Origin of the sequence: Ureibacillus sp. FSL K6-0165, from assembly GCF_038004285.1 — a bacterium.
Lineage (GTDB): Bacteria > Bacillota > Bacilli > Bacillales_A > Planococcaceae > Ureibacillus > Ureibacillus thermosphaericus.
This window is the reverse complement of record NZ_JBBOQS010000001.1, coordinates 1,484,588-1,501,104: the sequence shown is the minus strand read 5'-3', so window position 1 is coordinate 1,501,104 and position 16,517 is coordinate 1,484,588. Positions and strand designations below refer to the sequence as shown.

The following is a 16,517-nucleotide window of genomic DNA, read 5'->3' as shown; positions in this document are numbered from 1 at the left end:
AAACGAAATTCATACAAAAAAGGATTCACTTGGAGGTGAATCCTATCTATAATGTAAAATAATTCGTAATACTCTCCCTTTCATTTACAGAATATATTTCAATATCTGTTGATTTTTTGTGGAAACGAACCCCATGGATATTTCCACCCTCATAAATATTTCCCCCTCCATCAATACCGATTTTTTTACGGCAAGGTGAAATCCATACTTTGCTCGAACCATCTTCATTTAATAATAATGTTGGTGTATGGCCAAATACGACATATTCTTTTGCTTTATGGGGGACTTTCGTAAATTCTTCACGTATCCACAGAAATTCATCCGTACTTGTTTCTAAAAAATCTTCTACTTTTGCATTGATCCCTGCGTGAACAAAAACAAACGGATTCCAATAATAATACAAACGAAGATTTTTTATAAATTCAATTTCATCTTCAAAATGCGTTTTGATAAATTCGACTATTTGTTCAACATTCATTTCATCTACAGTTTGTTCGTGTTCGCTGGAATATTCGGAATAAAAACTTTGGATGGTGCTTGCACCTCCAACTTTCGGATGGAAATAAAATTCTGCCATTTCTTTCGGCTTTTTTAACCAGTTCAAGAAGATTTGTTCATGGTTTCCACTTAACGTAATCACCTTATAATCTTTTGATAGCTCCATCACTTTGCGCAATACTTTTAAGCTATCCTTTCCCCTGTCAATATAGTCACCTAAAAAAATAAGCATCTCTTCATCGGGTTTCCAGTACTGCAATACTTTCTCTAATAAATGAAAACTTCCATGTATATCTCCAATGGCAAATACTTTATCCATTTATACACCTCTTTATTCAACACTCAAAAGAGAAAGTTGAATGTTTTCTAAAATTTTCAATCCGTTCAATTTTTATTCAATTATACTACAGAATTATATGAATATTCCGCGAAATTCTATACAATTTAAGAATTTCATATTGACTAATAGTTTATTATTTTAATTATTCTATAAATGTTTATTCATACGAATCGAATCACGTATAGTTTATACGACATTATTTCATAATGAAAATTAATCTATTTCTTTGGTAAAGGAGATTCTTATGAGGAAGTTGTTTCTAATTTTCTTATTCTTGCCTATCTTCATATTGTATGCTTGTGGTGTACCCTCAGAAGCAAACTTAGGTACGCCAGAAAACGATAGAAAAAAATCTAATCACGAATTTAGAGAAATCAACCAATTAGTCGTTGATAATGAAAATGTAAAAATCACCATATTAAACATGAAGAAAAACAAAGAACAATCGAAACAAACTGTCACGATTACGTTTGACATTTTAAATAAACGAAAAGATACAATGAAAATACAAGCACAAAGACTATCAGTAGATGATCGGATGGTAGATGAAGCGATTTATCAATTGGAACAGGAAATCTCACCACAAAAAGCAGCCACTGCAAAACTAGTCATCCAACAATTAGAAGACATCGAATTTCCCGAATTTAAAAATGATTTAGAAATGGAATTATATATTTTGTCTTTAGATGATCCAAATTATGTTGAAAATCACCACGTGAAAATCATTTATGAATAGATGAAAGTGACTGATTTTTTTTAATACAAGATAGTCTAGAGTTATCAGTGTATAATAGTGATGGTAATCAAAGTATTTCATTCTACCAATAGGATTTAAAGGAGTTCGACTGATGAATATATTATTAACAACTTTGAACGCCAAATACATTCATACGAACTTGGCCATTCGTTATTTAAAAGCATTCGCACGTCCGGAGTTTGACCCAACGATTGTAGAATTTACGATAAAAGAACCGACATTAAATATTGTGACTGATCTTCATCAAAGAAAACCCGATTTAGTCGGTTTTAGTTGCTATATTTGGAATATCGAAGAAACGATTAAGGTTATTCAAATGCTGCGAGTTGTTAGCCCACATACAAAAATTGTATTAGGCGGGCCGGAAGTCTCTTATGATGTACATTATTGGTTGCGACGATTGGAAGGGCTTGTTGATTTCATCATTATGGGGGAAGGTGAATATTCTTTTAAACAATTGCTACGATATGTTCATGGAGAAATCCCACTAGAAGAAGTTCCAGGCATTGCTTACTTACAAGATGGAAAAATGAATATTCATCCACAGCCAAAGAAAATTGACTTACGGGAACTTCCAAGCCCATTCCGTTTTGAAGAAGATCGAGCTTCTATTTCAAAACGCATTCAATATATTGAAACAAGCCGCGGTTGCCCATTTAGCTGTCAATTTTGCTTATCTTCTATTGAAGTAGGCGTTCGCTATTTTAATAGGGAAAAAATAAAAGACGATATTCGTTATTTAATGGCCAATGGTGCAAAAACAATTAAATTCGTTGACCGAACTTTTAACATTAGTCGCAGTTATGCAATGGACATGTTCCAATTTTTAATTGATGAGCATGTACCTGGCGTGGTGTTCCAATTTGAAATTACTGCTGATATTATGCGACCTGAAGTCATTCAATTTTTAAATGACAATGCACCAGCAGGTTTATTCCGTTTTGAAATTGGCGTCCAATCTACGAATGATTTAACAAATGAATTGGTGAAACGTAGACAAAACTTTGAAAAATTAAAAAGAACGGTCACAATGGTGAAAGAAGGCGGGAAGATCGATCAGCATTTAGATTTAATTGCTGGACTTCCTGAAGAAGATTATGAGAGTTTCCGCAAAACATTTAATGATGTATTTGCGATGCGTCCAGAGGAATTGCAGCTCGGCTTCTTAAAACTATTGCGCGGTACAGGTTTACGAATTGAAGCCGAAAAGTTTGGATATACATATGTTGATATCGCACCTTATGAAATTTTATCAAACAACGTATTAAGCTTTGATGAAATTATTCGCATCAAACAAGCGGAAGATGTGCTCGAAAAATATTGGAATGCTCATCGAATGGACGATACAATTGAATACCTAGTGTCAGAAGTATTTGAAACCCCATTCGATTTCTTCCAAAACTTTGGTACTTTCTGGGAAGAAAAAGGATGGTCGAGAATAGGTCATCAATTGGAGGACTTATTTACGAGATTGGATGAATTTTTACGCACGTTACCAAACGTGAATTTAGGTATCGTTCATAGTTTAATGAAGCTCGATTTCTTATCGAAGCAACAATTCCACCCTCGAAAGCTTTGGTGGGAAGAACGAATTCCAAAAGAAGAATTGAAAGCAATAAATAAGAAATTAATTGAATCTCCTAATATTGTTGGAGAAGAATTTGCCCAATTGCAGATTAATGAAAAGGAACTTGTGAAGCATTCACTTATCGTTCCATTTAGTATAGATTATGATGAATATAAAAAAGGAAAAATTGTTGAAAGTGATACGTATTTGTTTGTCTTCTTCAGACAAGGAACTACTCCATACTTTGCAACGTTTCCAAAAAACCTCATAAAATAAAAAATAGTAGTACAAACCGAATGTTTGTTATGCTCCCTATTAGGTAGACAGTAAAAAAAATAAAACTGTTTATCTAATAGGGAGTTTATCAATGATGGTTTATGCTACTTTTTTTATTAAAACATGGATTTTCTCATTGCTCGTGTGGATTGCACTCTTACTCGTGAAGATACGGTGCTTCTTGTGCAAATAACTACCTTGCTTGTGCATAAAACTCTCCTACTCGTGCAGATAATACATCAGCTCGTGCAAATACCACCCTTGCTTGTGCATATACCACCTTAGCTCGTTCAGATAGCAACCCTACTTATTTGGGTAATCTCCCAGTAGTATTGAAAATCCTTCCTTCTATTCATTAACTTTTACTGAAACAATGCTAATCCAATAAACCAAAGTACAGGAACAAAAAGTGCTGGCAACATATTTAACGATTTGCTGTCTTTAATCCCTAAAATCGATAATCCAGAGCTTAATATTAAAATGCCTCCTACGATGGAAACCTCCGTCATTAGTTCAGCTGTTAAAAATGGTTCAATATATTTTGCACATAAATAAATCAAACCTTGCCAAATAAACAATACAACTGCAGCAAAAGCGATACCGATTCCATAAGTGGCAGCTAAAGCCATAGATGTCACTAAATCCAGCGTAGCATTTGTAAATAAGTATGTATGATTATTATTTAAAGCACTTTCCACCGGACCTAATATCGACAAAGTACCGATACAAAATAGCAAAATGGCTGTAGACAAGCCCTTACTTAAATCTGTTTTAGAAAACCGATCAACAACATTCTTAAATTTCCCATCAAAATCAATAATGGTCCCAATTAAACCACCAACAGATAAACTAACAATAAATAAGACCGGATATTTGCTATTCGGCATATTTTGAACAATCGCATTGATTCCTAAAGCAGTAGCGGCAAACCCCATGGCTGTAAATAATGCAGATTGATATTCTTCTTTAATTCCCTTTTTTAATGCGCTTCCTACAAAACTCCCTACCAGAATACAAATTGTATTTACGATTGTGCCAATCATCACTTAACACTCCCATCAAAAGTAACAAAACTATCCTTTAATAATATTAATTTTGTAATATTAAAGAATTTTAACACAACTTATATTAGGAAGCATATTTTACTTTTATACTAATAGAATTTTAAAAAGTTTTAACACATATTTCTATTATCAATGTACAAAAAATAACCCCCGTAAAAGTTTCGTAATGTGTTTAACTTTTACGGGGCTATCATTTTATATTTTTTCTAATATGTATTAATACTTATAAAGCATTGCAATAAATTCGTGCCCACCACCAATTGTCCAGAACAATACGATATCTCCTCGCTTAATTCGATTGGATTGAATTCCTTCATAAAGAGAGACGAATGGTGAGCTTGTTCCAGTATAACCATACTGGTCTCCTATATAGATAATTTTCTCATCAGGTATATTAAATCTTTCTTGAAGATTTTTGATATTTGATAGGGCAAATTGTGAAAAGCAAAATGCATCCACATCTTCAATTTGTAAATTATTTCGATGCAAAAGTTTTTCTATTTTTTCATACGCATACGGCAATGAAACAGCACCATCGAATGGAAGCCAACGAATATAACCAGGAAACTCTTTATTCAATACATATTTAGAAAAACCTTGATCTGGATATAAAATATTTTCTTTAAAAGAAGAATCCGTTTCGTAAATTGCATCGATAAACCCTGTATCTTCTTCCGTTTTTTCAAGAAATACAGCCGCTGCAGCATCTCCAAAGCTAGCATATGTAATTTCTTCATCCGGATTTGCAACAAGAGACAAATAGTCAGAACCTACTACTAATGCATTGGTGATGTGGGGATTGCTTAACAAGTATCGGGAAGCTTGTTCAACCGCAATCGTCATTCCTGCACAGTTAGCATTACTGTCGTAAACAATACAATCTTTTTTCCCTTGAATTGCCTCATGAACAAAAATTGCATTTGTAGGGAATGTCAACTCAGGTACTTGGGAAGAAAAGATAATCATATCGACATCTTTTCCTTCTACTCCTGCTTTCTCTAAAACTCGCTTAGAAACGTCGATTGCCATCGTTATACTATTTTCTTCCGAATTATTTATTTGATAATAATTCTTTCTTCCTAAAGTTTCTAATAAATTAGAAATATCTTTCCCTTTATTTTCTTTAAAGTAATCAATATACTTCTGACTATTTACAACATGATTTGGATGATAGACTTCCACTTCTTTTATTTGAACATGCGTCATGCTTACTAAAAGCCTCCTATACAACTTTGAAACGAGAAGAACAATTATACTTCAACTACTTCAAATGGCTCTAAACCTACAGTTTTTGCAATTCTATTCAATTGCATTTTAATAATTGCACTTTGTTTAATTTCCACAACTACTTTTTTAAACCCTGTAGTTTTATAAAGTTCGAAACATCCTTGTAAATGTGGAATCATATCTTGCGTTATAACATTTAAATCACGACAATCAAAGCGTAATTCATATTGACTAGCTGGAATCGGATCAAGGTTCTTATGGTAATCATTTAAAAATTGTTGCACTTTTTCTGGAGAAAATGAGCCTCCTACAACCATATTCACTACTTTTTGCACTGAATTTACTTGAATAGAGTAAAATCCTTCTCTCATACTATTCCATCCTTCCAATAATAAATTTGTAATAATAAATCAGAAAAATAAAACTATATACCTAATAATTCAATAACACTATAAGTATAATAGTTTTATTTTTCAAAGTATAACAATTTATACCAATAGTAATATATCAAGTTCATCAAAAAATATCAATTACCTATTGCGGAATTTTTTAAAAAGTTAGAAATAACTATCAATTTTTTTGAAACATAATAAAAAAGGGATATTAAACTAAACCCTAATCTAGTTTAATATCCCTAATTACAAATTTATCTCATATAAACTTTTACAATAACCGTTGCATCATCAATGCTTAATTTTAAATTGAAAGAGTCTCCTCGGGATAGCCCTTTTTCTCCTAAACCAATCATTAAGTTTATTGTTCCATTGTAGGAGATTTCATATTGATCATTTGTAGTATTAATGTTTGTAATAATTGGACGAATTTCCCTTGAGGATCCGTCTGCAAAGGTAACTAGCCCTGTATTCGGATTAAAGTTTGCTTCTTTACCGTATTGATCCTCTATTTCAAAATAACCCTCTTCATAGATTTCTTTGAATAAATCCGTTGCTGTTAATACTAAACCATATTCAGAAACTTCTACATCAATCTCTTTTAATTCTTTCTGACTTAAAGAATTTTTATTGATTAAAACGAATTTACCATTTACCTTTACCTTTTCACTTGAAAGTGTAAGAGTATGCTTGATTTGTTCGCCTGTTTGGTTAATGGTGATGAAAATATCAGCTTCATAAGTTTGATTTTCCTCATCTAAAATACCATCTGCTTCAATGGCATCAACATTCGCAGTCACTTTATTACCATCTACATTTAAATATTTGCTATTCGTTGTAATGGTGTAAGCACTGCTTGGTAATTCGACTTTATCATGATTCACGAAACCATAAACCTTAATATTTGCATCATATTTATCTACTATTTGACCATCTGGAGTAACTCCAAGAACGAATTTTTCACTTTCTACTACAAACCTTGTTTCTTCTTTTGGTTCTTCAGTTTTCTGAATACTAATTCGTTTGTCAAATGCTGGTAAAATTTTTCCTGATTTTGAAGGTACCCCTTTTATTTCGAAGCGATAGTTTCCTTCATTTTTTGAATTAAGGGTAATTGTGTATGAATCCCCCTCTTTATTTAATTCACCTTTTGCAAATACTTCATTTTCTAATCCTACTAATTTGAAATATGTTGCTATTTCCTTCGAACTAGTTGATGTTGGCAAGTTGACTGCTTCATTAAATTGAACTACGATTTCGTTCCCTACTACTTCAACCTTTTTCACTTGGAAGAGTTTTTCCGTTAGCGTAGTGTTTATCAGTCTTTGTAAAAATGAAGCAAATTGCCCTCTCTTTAAAGTAGCTTTGGGTTTGAATTCTTTTACATTCGTTATGTTAAAGTAGTCTAATACTTGAATTGATGAACGGGCACTTTCTTTCGCTTCTTGTATATCAGTCACTTCAATTTCAAAAGATTGAGCATCAACATAATGATGAACGTCAACTTGATAAATTTTTGATAATGTATTTGCTAAAATCACCGCCATATCTTCACGGGTCATTGCTTGTGTTGGATTTAATCGATTCCCTTCAAAAATCCCTGCATCTTTTACTAGTGCTGAATACTGAAGCAACTCATCATCCGTATTTTTAGAAAGGTCTAAAAAGCGCATATTCGTTTTATAATCGCTAGGAATTTCATAGCCTTGTAACTTTATAAATCTACCAATCAATTTCACTACATCGGAACACGTTAAATCTTGATAAGCTCTAAATGTCCCATCAGGATATCCTTTAATAATTCCTGCATCCACTAATTGAACAATTGCCTGTTCATGAGTGTCACCTTTTATATCTGAAAATTGTGCCGCACTTGAAGCAACGGGAACTGCTGTTGCAGCAATCGTGACAGCAGTCGCTGCGGTAAATAAATTCAACCATTTTTTCTTTTTCATAAAAAATCCTCCAATATGCATTAATCAAATGAACGTCATCCGCTTCAATATGATAATTATACCTTTTCTACAAAATAGATGATAGTTTCAGCAATTAATTCCAGTCTATCTTTCGTTTGGAAAATAATACAAATTCCAACCCCCTATTTATTAGTCCGTATAAACAAAAGAAATGTTCCATATTGTTTCAAAATAGTATTCTCTCTTCCACCCATTACTTTCTGTTTATGAAAGCCTCCCAATTACCTATTCGAATATAAAATTCAAAAATTGGTATTTACGTGGAAAATAAATTGTGTTAACTTATGAATTAATCCAGTTAACAAAAAAACAACTAAGAAGGTGATGTTTTGAACCATTTTTGGGTCGTTGGAACAGACACAGATGTAGGAAAAACCTTTATTGCCACATTATTAATGCGCTATTTGCAAAAAAAAGGATTCAAAGTGGTTCCTTATAAGCCGGTACAAACAGGCGTCATGAAAAAGAACAATAAAACCTACTATCATGATACGTCTAGTTACCTAAATTATAGTTTGCAACCATTATCGCCTAATTCCATTAATTCATATTCTTTCCCCGCTCCTGCTTCTCCTCATTATGCAGCAGAACTTGAGGGAGAGTGGATTAGCGGAGCAAAAATACTCAATAAAATTGAACAATTACAGGATGAATATGATGTTGTGATTTGTGAAGGGGCTGGAGGACTTTATGTACCTCTGCAATCTCATACTTCTTTAACTTTACTAGATATCATTCAACGCTCGAAACTACCTGTTGTATTAGTTACCCATCCGAAACTTGGCACAATCAATCACACATTGTTGTCAATTGGCGCATTAAATGCAAGAGGAATTGAATTGCTCGGAATCGTCATCAACCAATACGAACATAGTGAAATCGAAAAAAATAATATTCAAACTTTACAACGTTTTATTCCCCATCAACAATTTGTCGTTGTGGAAGGAAATCGAACGATTGAAAGCTTTGATGAAGAAACGATTTTCGAAAGGCTGATGAATCGTGAATTACTCCGAACTACAAGATCTTGACTTTAAATATATTTGGCACCCATGTTCCCAAATGAAAGACTATGAAACATTTCCACCAATCGTTATAGAGAGAGGTGAAGGCATTTGGCTATATGACAAGCAAGGAAATCGCTATTTAGATGCCGTTTCATCTTGGTGGGTCAACTTATTTGGCCATGCCAATCCGCGCATTAACAAGGCAATTGCCGACCAAGCAAAAAAATTAGAGCATGTAATTTTTGCGAACTTTACCCATGAACCAGCTATACATGTGGCAACAAAACTGGTTGAAAAAACTCCGGATGGATTAGAAAAAGTATTTTTTGCAGATAACGGTTCAGCTGCCATTGAAATAGCGTTAAAGATGAGCTTTCAATATCGTGCTCAAACTGGACAACCAAAAAAACAACGCTTCTTAACTTTTACAAATGCTTATCACGGAGAAACGCTCGGAGCTTTGTCAGTCGGGGCGGTAGATTTATATAACAAAGTTTTTCAACCTCTTTTATTAAATGTTGTTCAAGCAGAAGGACCAAATTGTTATCGCTGTCCATTTGCTGAACATCCAGGTACTTGCGATGCTCCTTGTGCAATGTTTGTGGAAGAGCAATTTAAGATGCATGCTGATACTCTTTCTGCTGCCATTATTGAACCGTTAATTCAAATTGCAGGCGGCATGAATATGTATCCTCCCGTTTTCTTAAAAAAATTACGGACATTGTGCGATCAATACGACGTGCATCTTATTGCGGATGAAATTGCGGTTGGTTTTGGAAGAACTGGAACGTTATTTGCATGTGAACAAGCAGATATAACACCGGATTTTCTCTGCTTATCGAAAGGCATTACCGGAGGATATTTGCCGCTTTCAGCAGTGCTAACAACAAACAAAATTTACTATGCGTTTTATGACGATTACGGCACAATGAAAGCTTTCTTGCATTCCCACAGCTACTCAGGCAATCCACTTGCATTGCGAGCGGCCCAAGAAGTGCTTGCCATATTTGAAGAAGAGCAAGTATTAGAAAAAATTGCAAAGAAAGCAAAACTTTTAAATAAATTAGCACACGAAGCCTTCGATTCACTTCCATATGTCGGTGAATATCGACAAACAGGATTTGTTGGCGCAATTGAATTAGTTGCAGACAAAAAAACAAAAGCCCCTCTCCCAAGTGAAGAGCGAATCGGCTATCGAATTTATAAAAGAGCATTAAATAGAGGAATTTTACTAAGACCCCTTGGCAATATTTTATATTTCATGCCACCATATATCATTTCTGAAGAGGAAATAGAATGGATGGTTAATACAGCTAAAGAAGAAATTGTCGAATTTTTCAAAAAGAAAAAGGTGGGAATTATATGAGAAATTCACAGATTTTTTCACTTACATTAGTAGCGATATTCGCTGCATTGACCGCGATAGGAGCATTTATCAAAATACCATTGCCAATCGTTCCATTTACAATGCAAATTATCATTGTTTTTTTAGCTGGCTCCATTTTAGGCAGTAAAAGAGGTTTACAAAGTCAATTAGTATATATCTTTGTTGGTTTAGCAGGGCTACCTGTCTTTACTCAAGGTGGAGGACTGACATATGTATTGCAACCTACTTTCGGTTATTTAGTCGGCTTTGCTGTTGGTGCTTTTATTATAGGATACATCATTGAACGTGGAGGAGAAGAACCTTCCCGCTTACGATTTGTTGTTGCAAATTTAGTCGGCACTTTCGTTATTTATGCAATTGGTGCGCCATACGTATACTTTGCACTAAATTTCTTGCTGGACATGCCAACAAGTGCATCAACCGTATTTATGACTGCTTTTTTAAGCACTGTTGGTGTTGACATTGTATTAGCAATAGTTACTGGACTGTTTGCAAGAAGAATTTACTTCTTATTAAATAAAAAAATGTTCAATGTATTGGAGGTACCTAAATGAAATGGCAAACTTTAGCACAAGAAGTTATTAACGGAAAAGAACTTTCTAATGAAGAAGCAATGGAGATTTTGAACGCTGACGATGATGAACTACTGCCATTATTACATGGAGCTTTTACGATTCGTAAACACTACTTCGGCAAAAAAGTGAAATTGAACATGATTATGAATGCTAAAAGCGGGTACTGCCCTGAAGATTGCGGCTATTGTGCTCAATCTTCAAAATCCACAGCCCCTATCGAAAAATATCCTTTTATTACAAAAGAACAAATTTTAGAAGGCGCGAGAATTGCTTTTGAAAATAAAATTGGCACTTATTGCATTGTTGCAAGCGGCCGCGGTCCAACTCGAAAAGATGTGAACGTGGTTAGTGAAGCAGTAAAAGAAATTAAAGAAAAGTACGGATTAAAAGTATGTGCTTGTTTAGGGATATTGAAAGAGGAACAAGCAGAACAGTTAAAAGAAGCAGGGGTTGATCGATACAACCATAACATTAATACTTCAGAAAGACATCACGAATTCATTACGACAACTCATACGTACCAAGACCGGATCAATACGATCGATATCGTGAAAAAACACGGCCTTTCACCTTGCTCTGGCGCCATTATCGGAATGAAAGAAACAAAGCAAGATGTAGTTGATATTGCTCGGGCTTTACGAGCACTTGATGCAGATTCAATTCCAGTTAACTTCTTACATGCCATTGAGGGAACAAAACTGGAAGGGACGAATGAGCTGAATCCTCGCTATTGCTTAAAAGTGCTTGCATTATTCCGCTACATGAATCCAACAAAAGAAATTCGTATCTCTGGTGGGCGTGAAGTAAATCTGCGCTCCTTGCAACCGCTTGGACTATACGCAGCAAACAGCATCTTTGTCGGTGATTACTTAACAACGGAAGGACAAGAAAAAAATCAAGATTATAAAATGCTTGAGGACTTAGGATTTGAAATTGAACTCACTGAAAAACAACAGGAATTATTAAATGTTTAATGGAATATACCCTCTATGATTGAATAAGAGCGAATAGTTGTTTCGCTCTTTTTTCTTTGGAGGCATGGCTATTATGTTCGTTCCTTTGACTATTATCCTCTCGTGAATGACTATTATCTTCTGAAATTTGACTATTATCGTCCATCGCTTGCGGCTATTTTTATCGATTGGCTATTATGTTCGTTCCTTTGACTATTATCCTCTCGTGAATGACTATTATCCTCTCGTGAATGACTATTATCTTTGGAAGTTTGACTATTATCGTCCATCGCTTGCGGCTATTTTTATCGATTGACTATTATGTTCGTTCCTTTGACTATTATCCTCTCGTGAATGACTATTATCTTTGGAAGTTTGACTATTATCTCCCATCGCTCGAGGCTTTTTTTATCGATTGGCTATTATGTTTGCCCCTTTGACTATTATCCTCTCGTGAATGACTATTATCTTCGGAAGTTTGACTATTATCTCCCGTCACTCTAGGCTGTTTTTATCGATTAACTATTATGTTTACTCCTTTGACTATTATCCTCCTTAGACGGAAATTGCATTCGAAATACAAGTAACTGAAAATCATTCAAAACTCAAACTTAGCAGGTTATGAGAAGAATTTTACAGCATAAATAAAACAGTAGAACCATTTATTAGTAAGCCTAGTAAAAATAAAGGAGAATTTGATGGCGAAAAATCAAATGATAATCATGTTCCTATCCCTTTGTTCTTTTTTATTAATTTGTGGATGTACAGACAAAGCGGTAGAGGAGCAAAAGGACATCTCGAAACTTGTTTCTTATGAGAAAAGCGACTACTACTCTCCTTGGCAAGAAGATACGTTTACTTTGATTCAGTTAAAAGGAATAACTGCAACAATCGATGGAAATGATGGAGCCGTTGTAGAAGGAAATCAAATTTTCATTTATACAACTGGCACATATGTCTTTGAAGGTGCACTGGATGACGGGCAAATAATCGTTGATACTAAGGATTCCGGAAATGTTCGCCTCGTATTCAATGGTGCCACCATTCATTCATCTACCACTTCCCCAATATATATTAAACAAGCAGATAAAACCATCATCACTCTTGAAGAAAATACAATTAATACCCTTACGGATGCATCCGAGTATGTCTATGAAAACGTTACAGATCAACCAACCGCTACAATCTATAGTAAAGATGACTTAACCATCAACGGACCCGGTACCTTAACAATTAAAAGCCACTTTAACGATGCCATTAACTGCAACGACGATTTAAAAATAACAGGAGGAACCATCGACATTACCGCACCTGACGACGGAATCATCGGAGGCGACTTACTAGCCATAAAAGATGCAATAATCAATTTAACGGTTGGCGGTGATGGGCTAAAATCCACCAACCATGAAGTTCAGTCAAAAGGTCTTATCGTATTAGAAAGTGGTACCTTCACAATCAATGCAGGTGGCGATGGGATTCAAAGCGAAAAAATCGTTGCTATCAGAGGAGGAAAATATACTATTACTACAGGTGGCGGTGGTCAAGAAAGAATTGAAACATCTGAAGAAATATCAACGTGGACGAATTTTAATGATCGAGAATTAATGGAATATCTTCTTCATCATATTGAAGTTTCTGATGAAGTAAAACAATTGGAAGGCGTGGAAACATACGATAAAGCGCTAGCCATTTTACAAGCGAATCCCGAAATGTTACAACAAATTTCCATACCAATGCCCTCTGATTCTTCTAGTTTCTCTGATAAGCAAATGAACGGGTCAATGCTACCGCAATTTTCTACGGCATCACCCAATCCTGTAAAACAACCACTACCACAAGAAGAAATGAATTCACCTATTCTTCAAAATAATCGAGTTCCGAGTAATAAAAGCACAAAAGGAATTAAGGCAGGCACAAGCATTTCGATTATGGGGGGAACATTCAACATCAACTCACTCGATGATGCCATTCATGGTAAAGATATTTTTATATCAGATGGTATCATTCACATTTCTACCGAAGACGATGCCATTCACGCTGATGATACCGTTACACTAGAAGGCGGAAATGTAAACATTGCAAAAAGTTATGAAGGCATTGAAGGGAAAAAAATTATTATTCGTGATGGAACGTACCATGTATTTGCGGAAGATGATGGAGTGAATATACAAGGCGAAAATTCACAAACAAATCAATCGAACAATGACGAAAGATTATTATTAATTGAAGGTGGCTATTTATACGTCAATGCAGATGGTGACGGACTCGACTCGAACGGTTCCATTAGAATGACAGGTGGTACGGTGATTGTCTATGGTCCAACCAATAACAACAATGGTCCATTAGACTATGACCACACATTTCTGATGGAAGGCGGTATCCTCATAGCTGCGGGCAGCGACGGTAAAGCACAAGGGGTTTCCAATAATTCTAGTCAAAACACAATTATGATGACTTTTCTTAAAGAGCAACAAGCAAATACAAGCCTTTATATCACCGATTCAAAGGAGAATGAAATTATTGCTGTTAAACCTGAAAAAGAATTCCAATCGATTGTCATTAGCACTCCTGATTTGAAATTGAACCAAACATATACCCTTCATTATGGCGGTATTTTATCTGGTGAAAGTATCGATGGACTCTATCAAAATGCAAATTATCAAAACGGGGAATTTTCAGCGGAATTTACTATTACATCCCCAATGACCTTTTTACATGAGAATAATGTTATTAAAGAAAATCACAAAGTCAATCTGTTCTTTCACAACGAACCAATGAGGGCTCCACTATAAAAAAGGGCGTCAAATTTTACGACGCCCTTCATTCATTGTAATGCATCGCAATGATAGCTAAACTTCATTAATATTCGATTTTGCGGTTCCCAATTCAATAGTTATTCATATAATACAAAAGATTATAGAATTGGGGGGAAGAATGATGAAAAATTATGATCATTCAAATCCGATGAATTCAACATCCTCCAACTCATCTGAAGATATCTCAATAAAATTAGCGATTATCGGAATTTTTCTTTCAACAATAGGGGATATCATTTCTTCCTATGCAGAACTACTTTCCATAGATGAATTTCAACAATCTCAACAAAAAGTTCAAGAATATGATGAAAGAATAGCAAAGCTTGAAAAACAAGTTCAATATTTAACACAAGAAATTCAAAAACAGAAAGGGAGGAAAAAATATTATTGAAAGAGTGTACTGAACATAAAAGCTTGCAACAAGTCCTAATTGACTTTTCGCAAGCTACTCATTTTATGATGATGAAATAATTTTCCATCATTCCTAACTAAACAGAAATCAGCTCACAGCCAGCCACTTTCCCCTATCTTTAACGTTCGCAATCTTTTACTTAACGACAATAAGTTTCTTTTCGACTGGAATTATTTCTTTTTCCATTAATGGTTGTACTTGTTTTCCGAAAGGCATTTGAGCAATAATCTTCCAGCTATCAGGAACATTCCATTCCGGTTGAATATTTATTTCCATATGTTGAAGGGATGCTGCATAGCCTACAGCTTCCAACCCTGTCCAAACTACATATTGAAGCATACCTTGATTTTGTTGAGACCATACTTCTAACTCATCATGAAATTGAGGCATTTTTTCTTGTAAACCTCTGATTACATCTCTGTCTTGGAAGAATAAAATCGTTCCATGACCATTGCGAAACCCATTAATTCGCTCCTCTATTCGTGCAAAATCCTCCTTAGTTTTCTTTCGGGCAATTTCTTCTGTATCGTTCCAAAGTTTTTTATGATTTTCCCCAAACAAAATCACCACGCGAGTTTCCTGTCCATTGAATGCAGTTGGTGTATGATTTAATGCGGATTCTACAATTTCAATAACTTGTTCATCTGGAACAACAGCTACATCTTCCAATACACGAATAGAACGGCGATTTTTCACTGCTTCAAAAAAATCCATTTATATTCCCTCCTATTTAGTTGCGCTTGTTATATTAACATAAATTAATGAAAAATTAATAAATAATGCTTATCAACACGGATTCTTGTAACGAAAAACATTTGACAAAATCTATTTTTTGTTTTATTATGAATTAATAATTATATAACTTTTATCTAATGAATTCACATATTACAAAAAGTAATCGTGTTCGTTTGGTACTTTTTGTAATGTGTGAATTTTTTTAGTTTAAAAATGTAATTATGGAAAATTAAATTTGGAGGTTTTTTTAAAATGAATCAAGGTACAGTAAAATGGTTTAACTCAGAAAAAGGTTATGGATTCATTGAAGTTGAAGGTGGAATCGATGTATTTGTCCATTACACCGCAATTCAAGGAGACGGCTTCAAAACACTTGAAGAAGGTCAAAAAGTTGAGTTTTCAGTGGAAGAAGGCAACCGTGGACCTCAAGCAACAAACGTTGTGAAACGATAAATACGTTGATCCTCTGCAAAAGGCAGAGGATTTTTTTATTCCATATGATAAGCATTTTTTTCGACTTTTATAATAATTATTA

The 16,517-nt window shown here is 34.4% G+C and carries 15 protein-coding genes; 9 read left to right on the top strand and 6 right to left on the bottom strand.

Annotated elements, in window-relative coordinates; translation table 11 throughout:
• Positions 1-46: 46 nt before the first annotated feature.
• Positions 47-817 (bottom strand): metallophosphoesterase family protein, encoded by a 771-nt coding sequence (locus tag NST00_RS07420; RefSeq protein ID WP_016838646.1) that lies wholly within the window; start codon positions 815-817, stop codon positions 47-49.
• A 265-nt stretch (positions 818-1,082) separates the two neighbouring features.
• On the opposite strand from NST00_RS07420, the gene NST00_RS07415 reads away from it, so the two are divergent.
• Positions 1,083-1,574: a hypothetical protein gene (locus NST00_RS07415; protein ID WP_016838645.1), complete on the top strand. Its 492-nt coding sequence runs from the start codon at positions 1,083-1,085 to the stop codon at positions 1,572-1,574.
• A 112-nt stretch (positions 1,575-1,686) separates the two neighbouring features.
• Entirely contained in the window at positions 1,687-3,438 is a 1,752-nt protein-coding gene (locus NST00_RS07410; protein ID WP_016838644.1) for a B12-binding domain-containing radical SAM protein, read from the top strand.
• Positions 3,439-3,800: 362 nt separating this feature from the next.
• Here NST00_RS07410 and NST00_RS07405 read toward each other — a convergent pair whose 3' ends face one another.
• The 4 genes from NST00_RS07405 to NST00_RS07390 form a co-directional block, all read right to left on the bottom strand.
• Positions 3,801-4,481 (bottom strand): DUF554 domain-containing protein, encoded by a 681-nt coding sequence (locus NST00_RS07405; RefSeq protein WP_016838643.1) that lies wholly within the window; start codon positions 4,479-4,481, stop codon positions 3,801-3,803.
• Positions 4,482-4,718: 237 nt separating this feature from the next.
• Positions 4,719-5,708 carry a ketoacyl-ACP synthase III gene (locus NST00_RS07400; RefSeq protein WP_016838642.1) on the bottom strand — a complete coding sequence of 330 codons (990 nt, stop codon included), beginning with the start codon at positions 5,706-5,708 and terminating at the stop codon, positions 4,719-4,721.
• Positions 5,709-5,752: 44 nt separating this feature from the next.
• The gene (locus NST00_RS07395) at positions 5,753-6,100 is read right to left on the bottom strand and encodes a hypothetical protein (RefSeq protein WP_016838641.1); all 348 of its coding nucleotides are present in this window, start codon (positions 6,098-6,100) and stop codon (positions 5,753-5,755) included.
• Positions 6,101-6,375: 275 nt separating this feature from the next.
• Entirely contained in the window at positions 6,376-8,076 is a 1,701-nt protein-coding gene (locus NST00_RS07390) for an S-layer homology domain-containing protein (RefSeq protein WP_016838640.1), read from the bottom strand.
• A 350-nt stretch (positions 8,077-8,426) separates the two neighbouring features.
• Here NST00_RS07390 and bioD point away from each other — a divergent pair, with 350 nt between their 5' ends.
• The 6 genes from bioD (at position 8,427) to NST00_RS07360 (ending at position 15,226) form a co-directional block, all read left to right on the top strand.
• Positions 8,427-9,128: a dethiobiotin synthase gene (bioD, locus tag NST00_RS07385; protein WP_016838639.1), complete on the top strand. Its 702-nt coding sequence runs from the start codon at positions 8,427-8,429 to the stop codon at positions 9,126-9,128.
• Positions 9,100-10,470 carry an adenosylmethionine--8-amino-7-oxononanoate transaminase gene (gene bioA / locus NST00_RS07380; RefSeq protein ID WP_016838638.1) on the top strand — a complete coding sequence of 457 codons (1,371 nt, stop codon included), beginning with the start codon at positions 9,100-9,102 and terminating at the stop codon, positions 10,468-10,470. The genes bioD and bioA overlap by 29 nt, the downstream gene beginning before the upstream one ends.
• Positions 10,467-11,045 (top strand): biotin transporter BioY, encoded by a 579-nt coding sequence (locus tag NST00_RS07375; protein ID WP_016838637.1) that lies wholly within the window; start codon positions 10,467-10,469, stop codon positions 11,043-11,045. Before bioA ends, NST00_RS07375 begins: the two co-directional genes overlap by 4 nt.
• Positions 11,042-12,040: a biotin synthase BioB gene (bioB, locus tag NST00_RS07370; protein WP_016838636.1), complete on the top strand. Its 999-nt coding sequence runs from the start codon at positions 11,042-11,044 to the stop codon at positions 12,038-12,040. The genes NST00_RS07375 and bioB overlap by 4 nt, the downstream gene beginning before the upstream one ends.
• 677 nt (positions 12,041-12,717) lie before the next feature.
• Complete coding sequence (locus NST00_RS07365) at positions 12,718-14,811, top strand: carbohydrate-binding domain-containing protein (RefSeq protein WP_340709824.1); 2,094 nt, start codon at positions 12,718-12,720, stop codon at positions 14,809-14,811.
• Between the two features lie 142 nt (positions 14,812-14,953).
• Positions 14,954-15,226 (top strand): hypothetical protein, encoded by a 273-nt coding sequence (locus tag NST00_RS07360; protein WP_340709823.1) that lies wholly within the window; start codon positions 14,954-14,956, stop codon positions 15,224-15,226.
• 156 nt (positions 15,227-15,382) lie between these two features.
• Here NST00_RS07360 and NST00_RS07355 read toward each other — a convergent pair whose 3' ends face one another.
• A complete protein-coding gene (locus NST00_RS07355; RefSeq protein ID WP_016838633.1) occupies positions 15,383-15,961 on the bottom strand; it encodes a nitroreductase family protein in 579 nt (192 codons plus the stop codon).
• A 273-nt stretch (positions 15,962-16,234) separates the two neighbouring features.
• Here NST00_RS07355 and NST00_RS07350 point away from each other — a divergent pair, with 273 nt between their 5' ends.
• Positions 16,235-16,435, top strand: coding sequence for a cold-shock protein (locus NST00_RS07350; protein WP_016838632.1), 201 nt, complete (start codon positions 16,235-16,237; stop codon positions 16,433-16,435).
• The last annotated feature ends 82 nt before the right edge of the window (positions 16,436-16,517 follow it).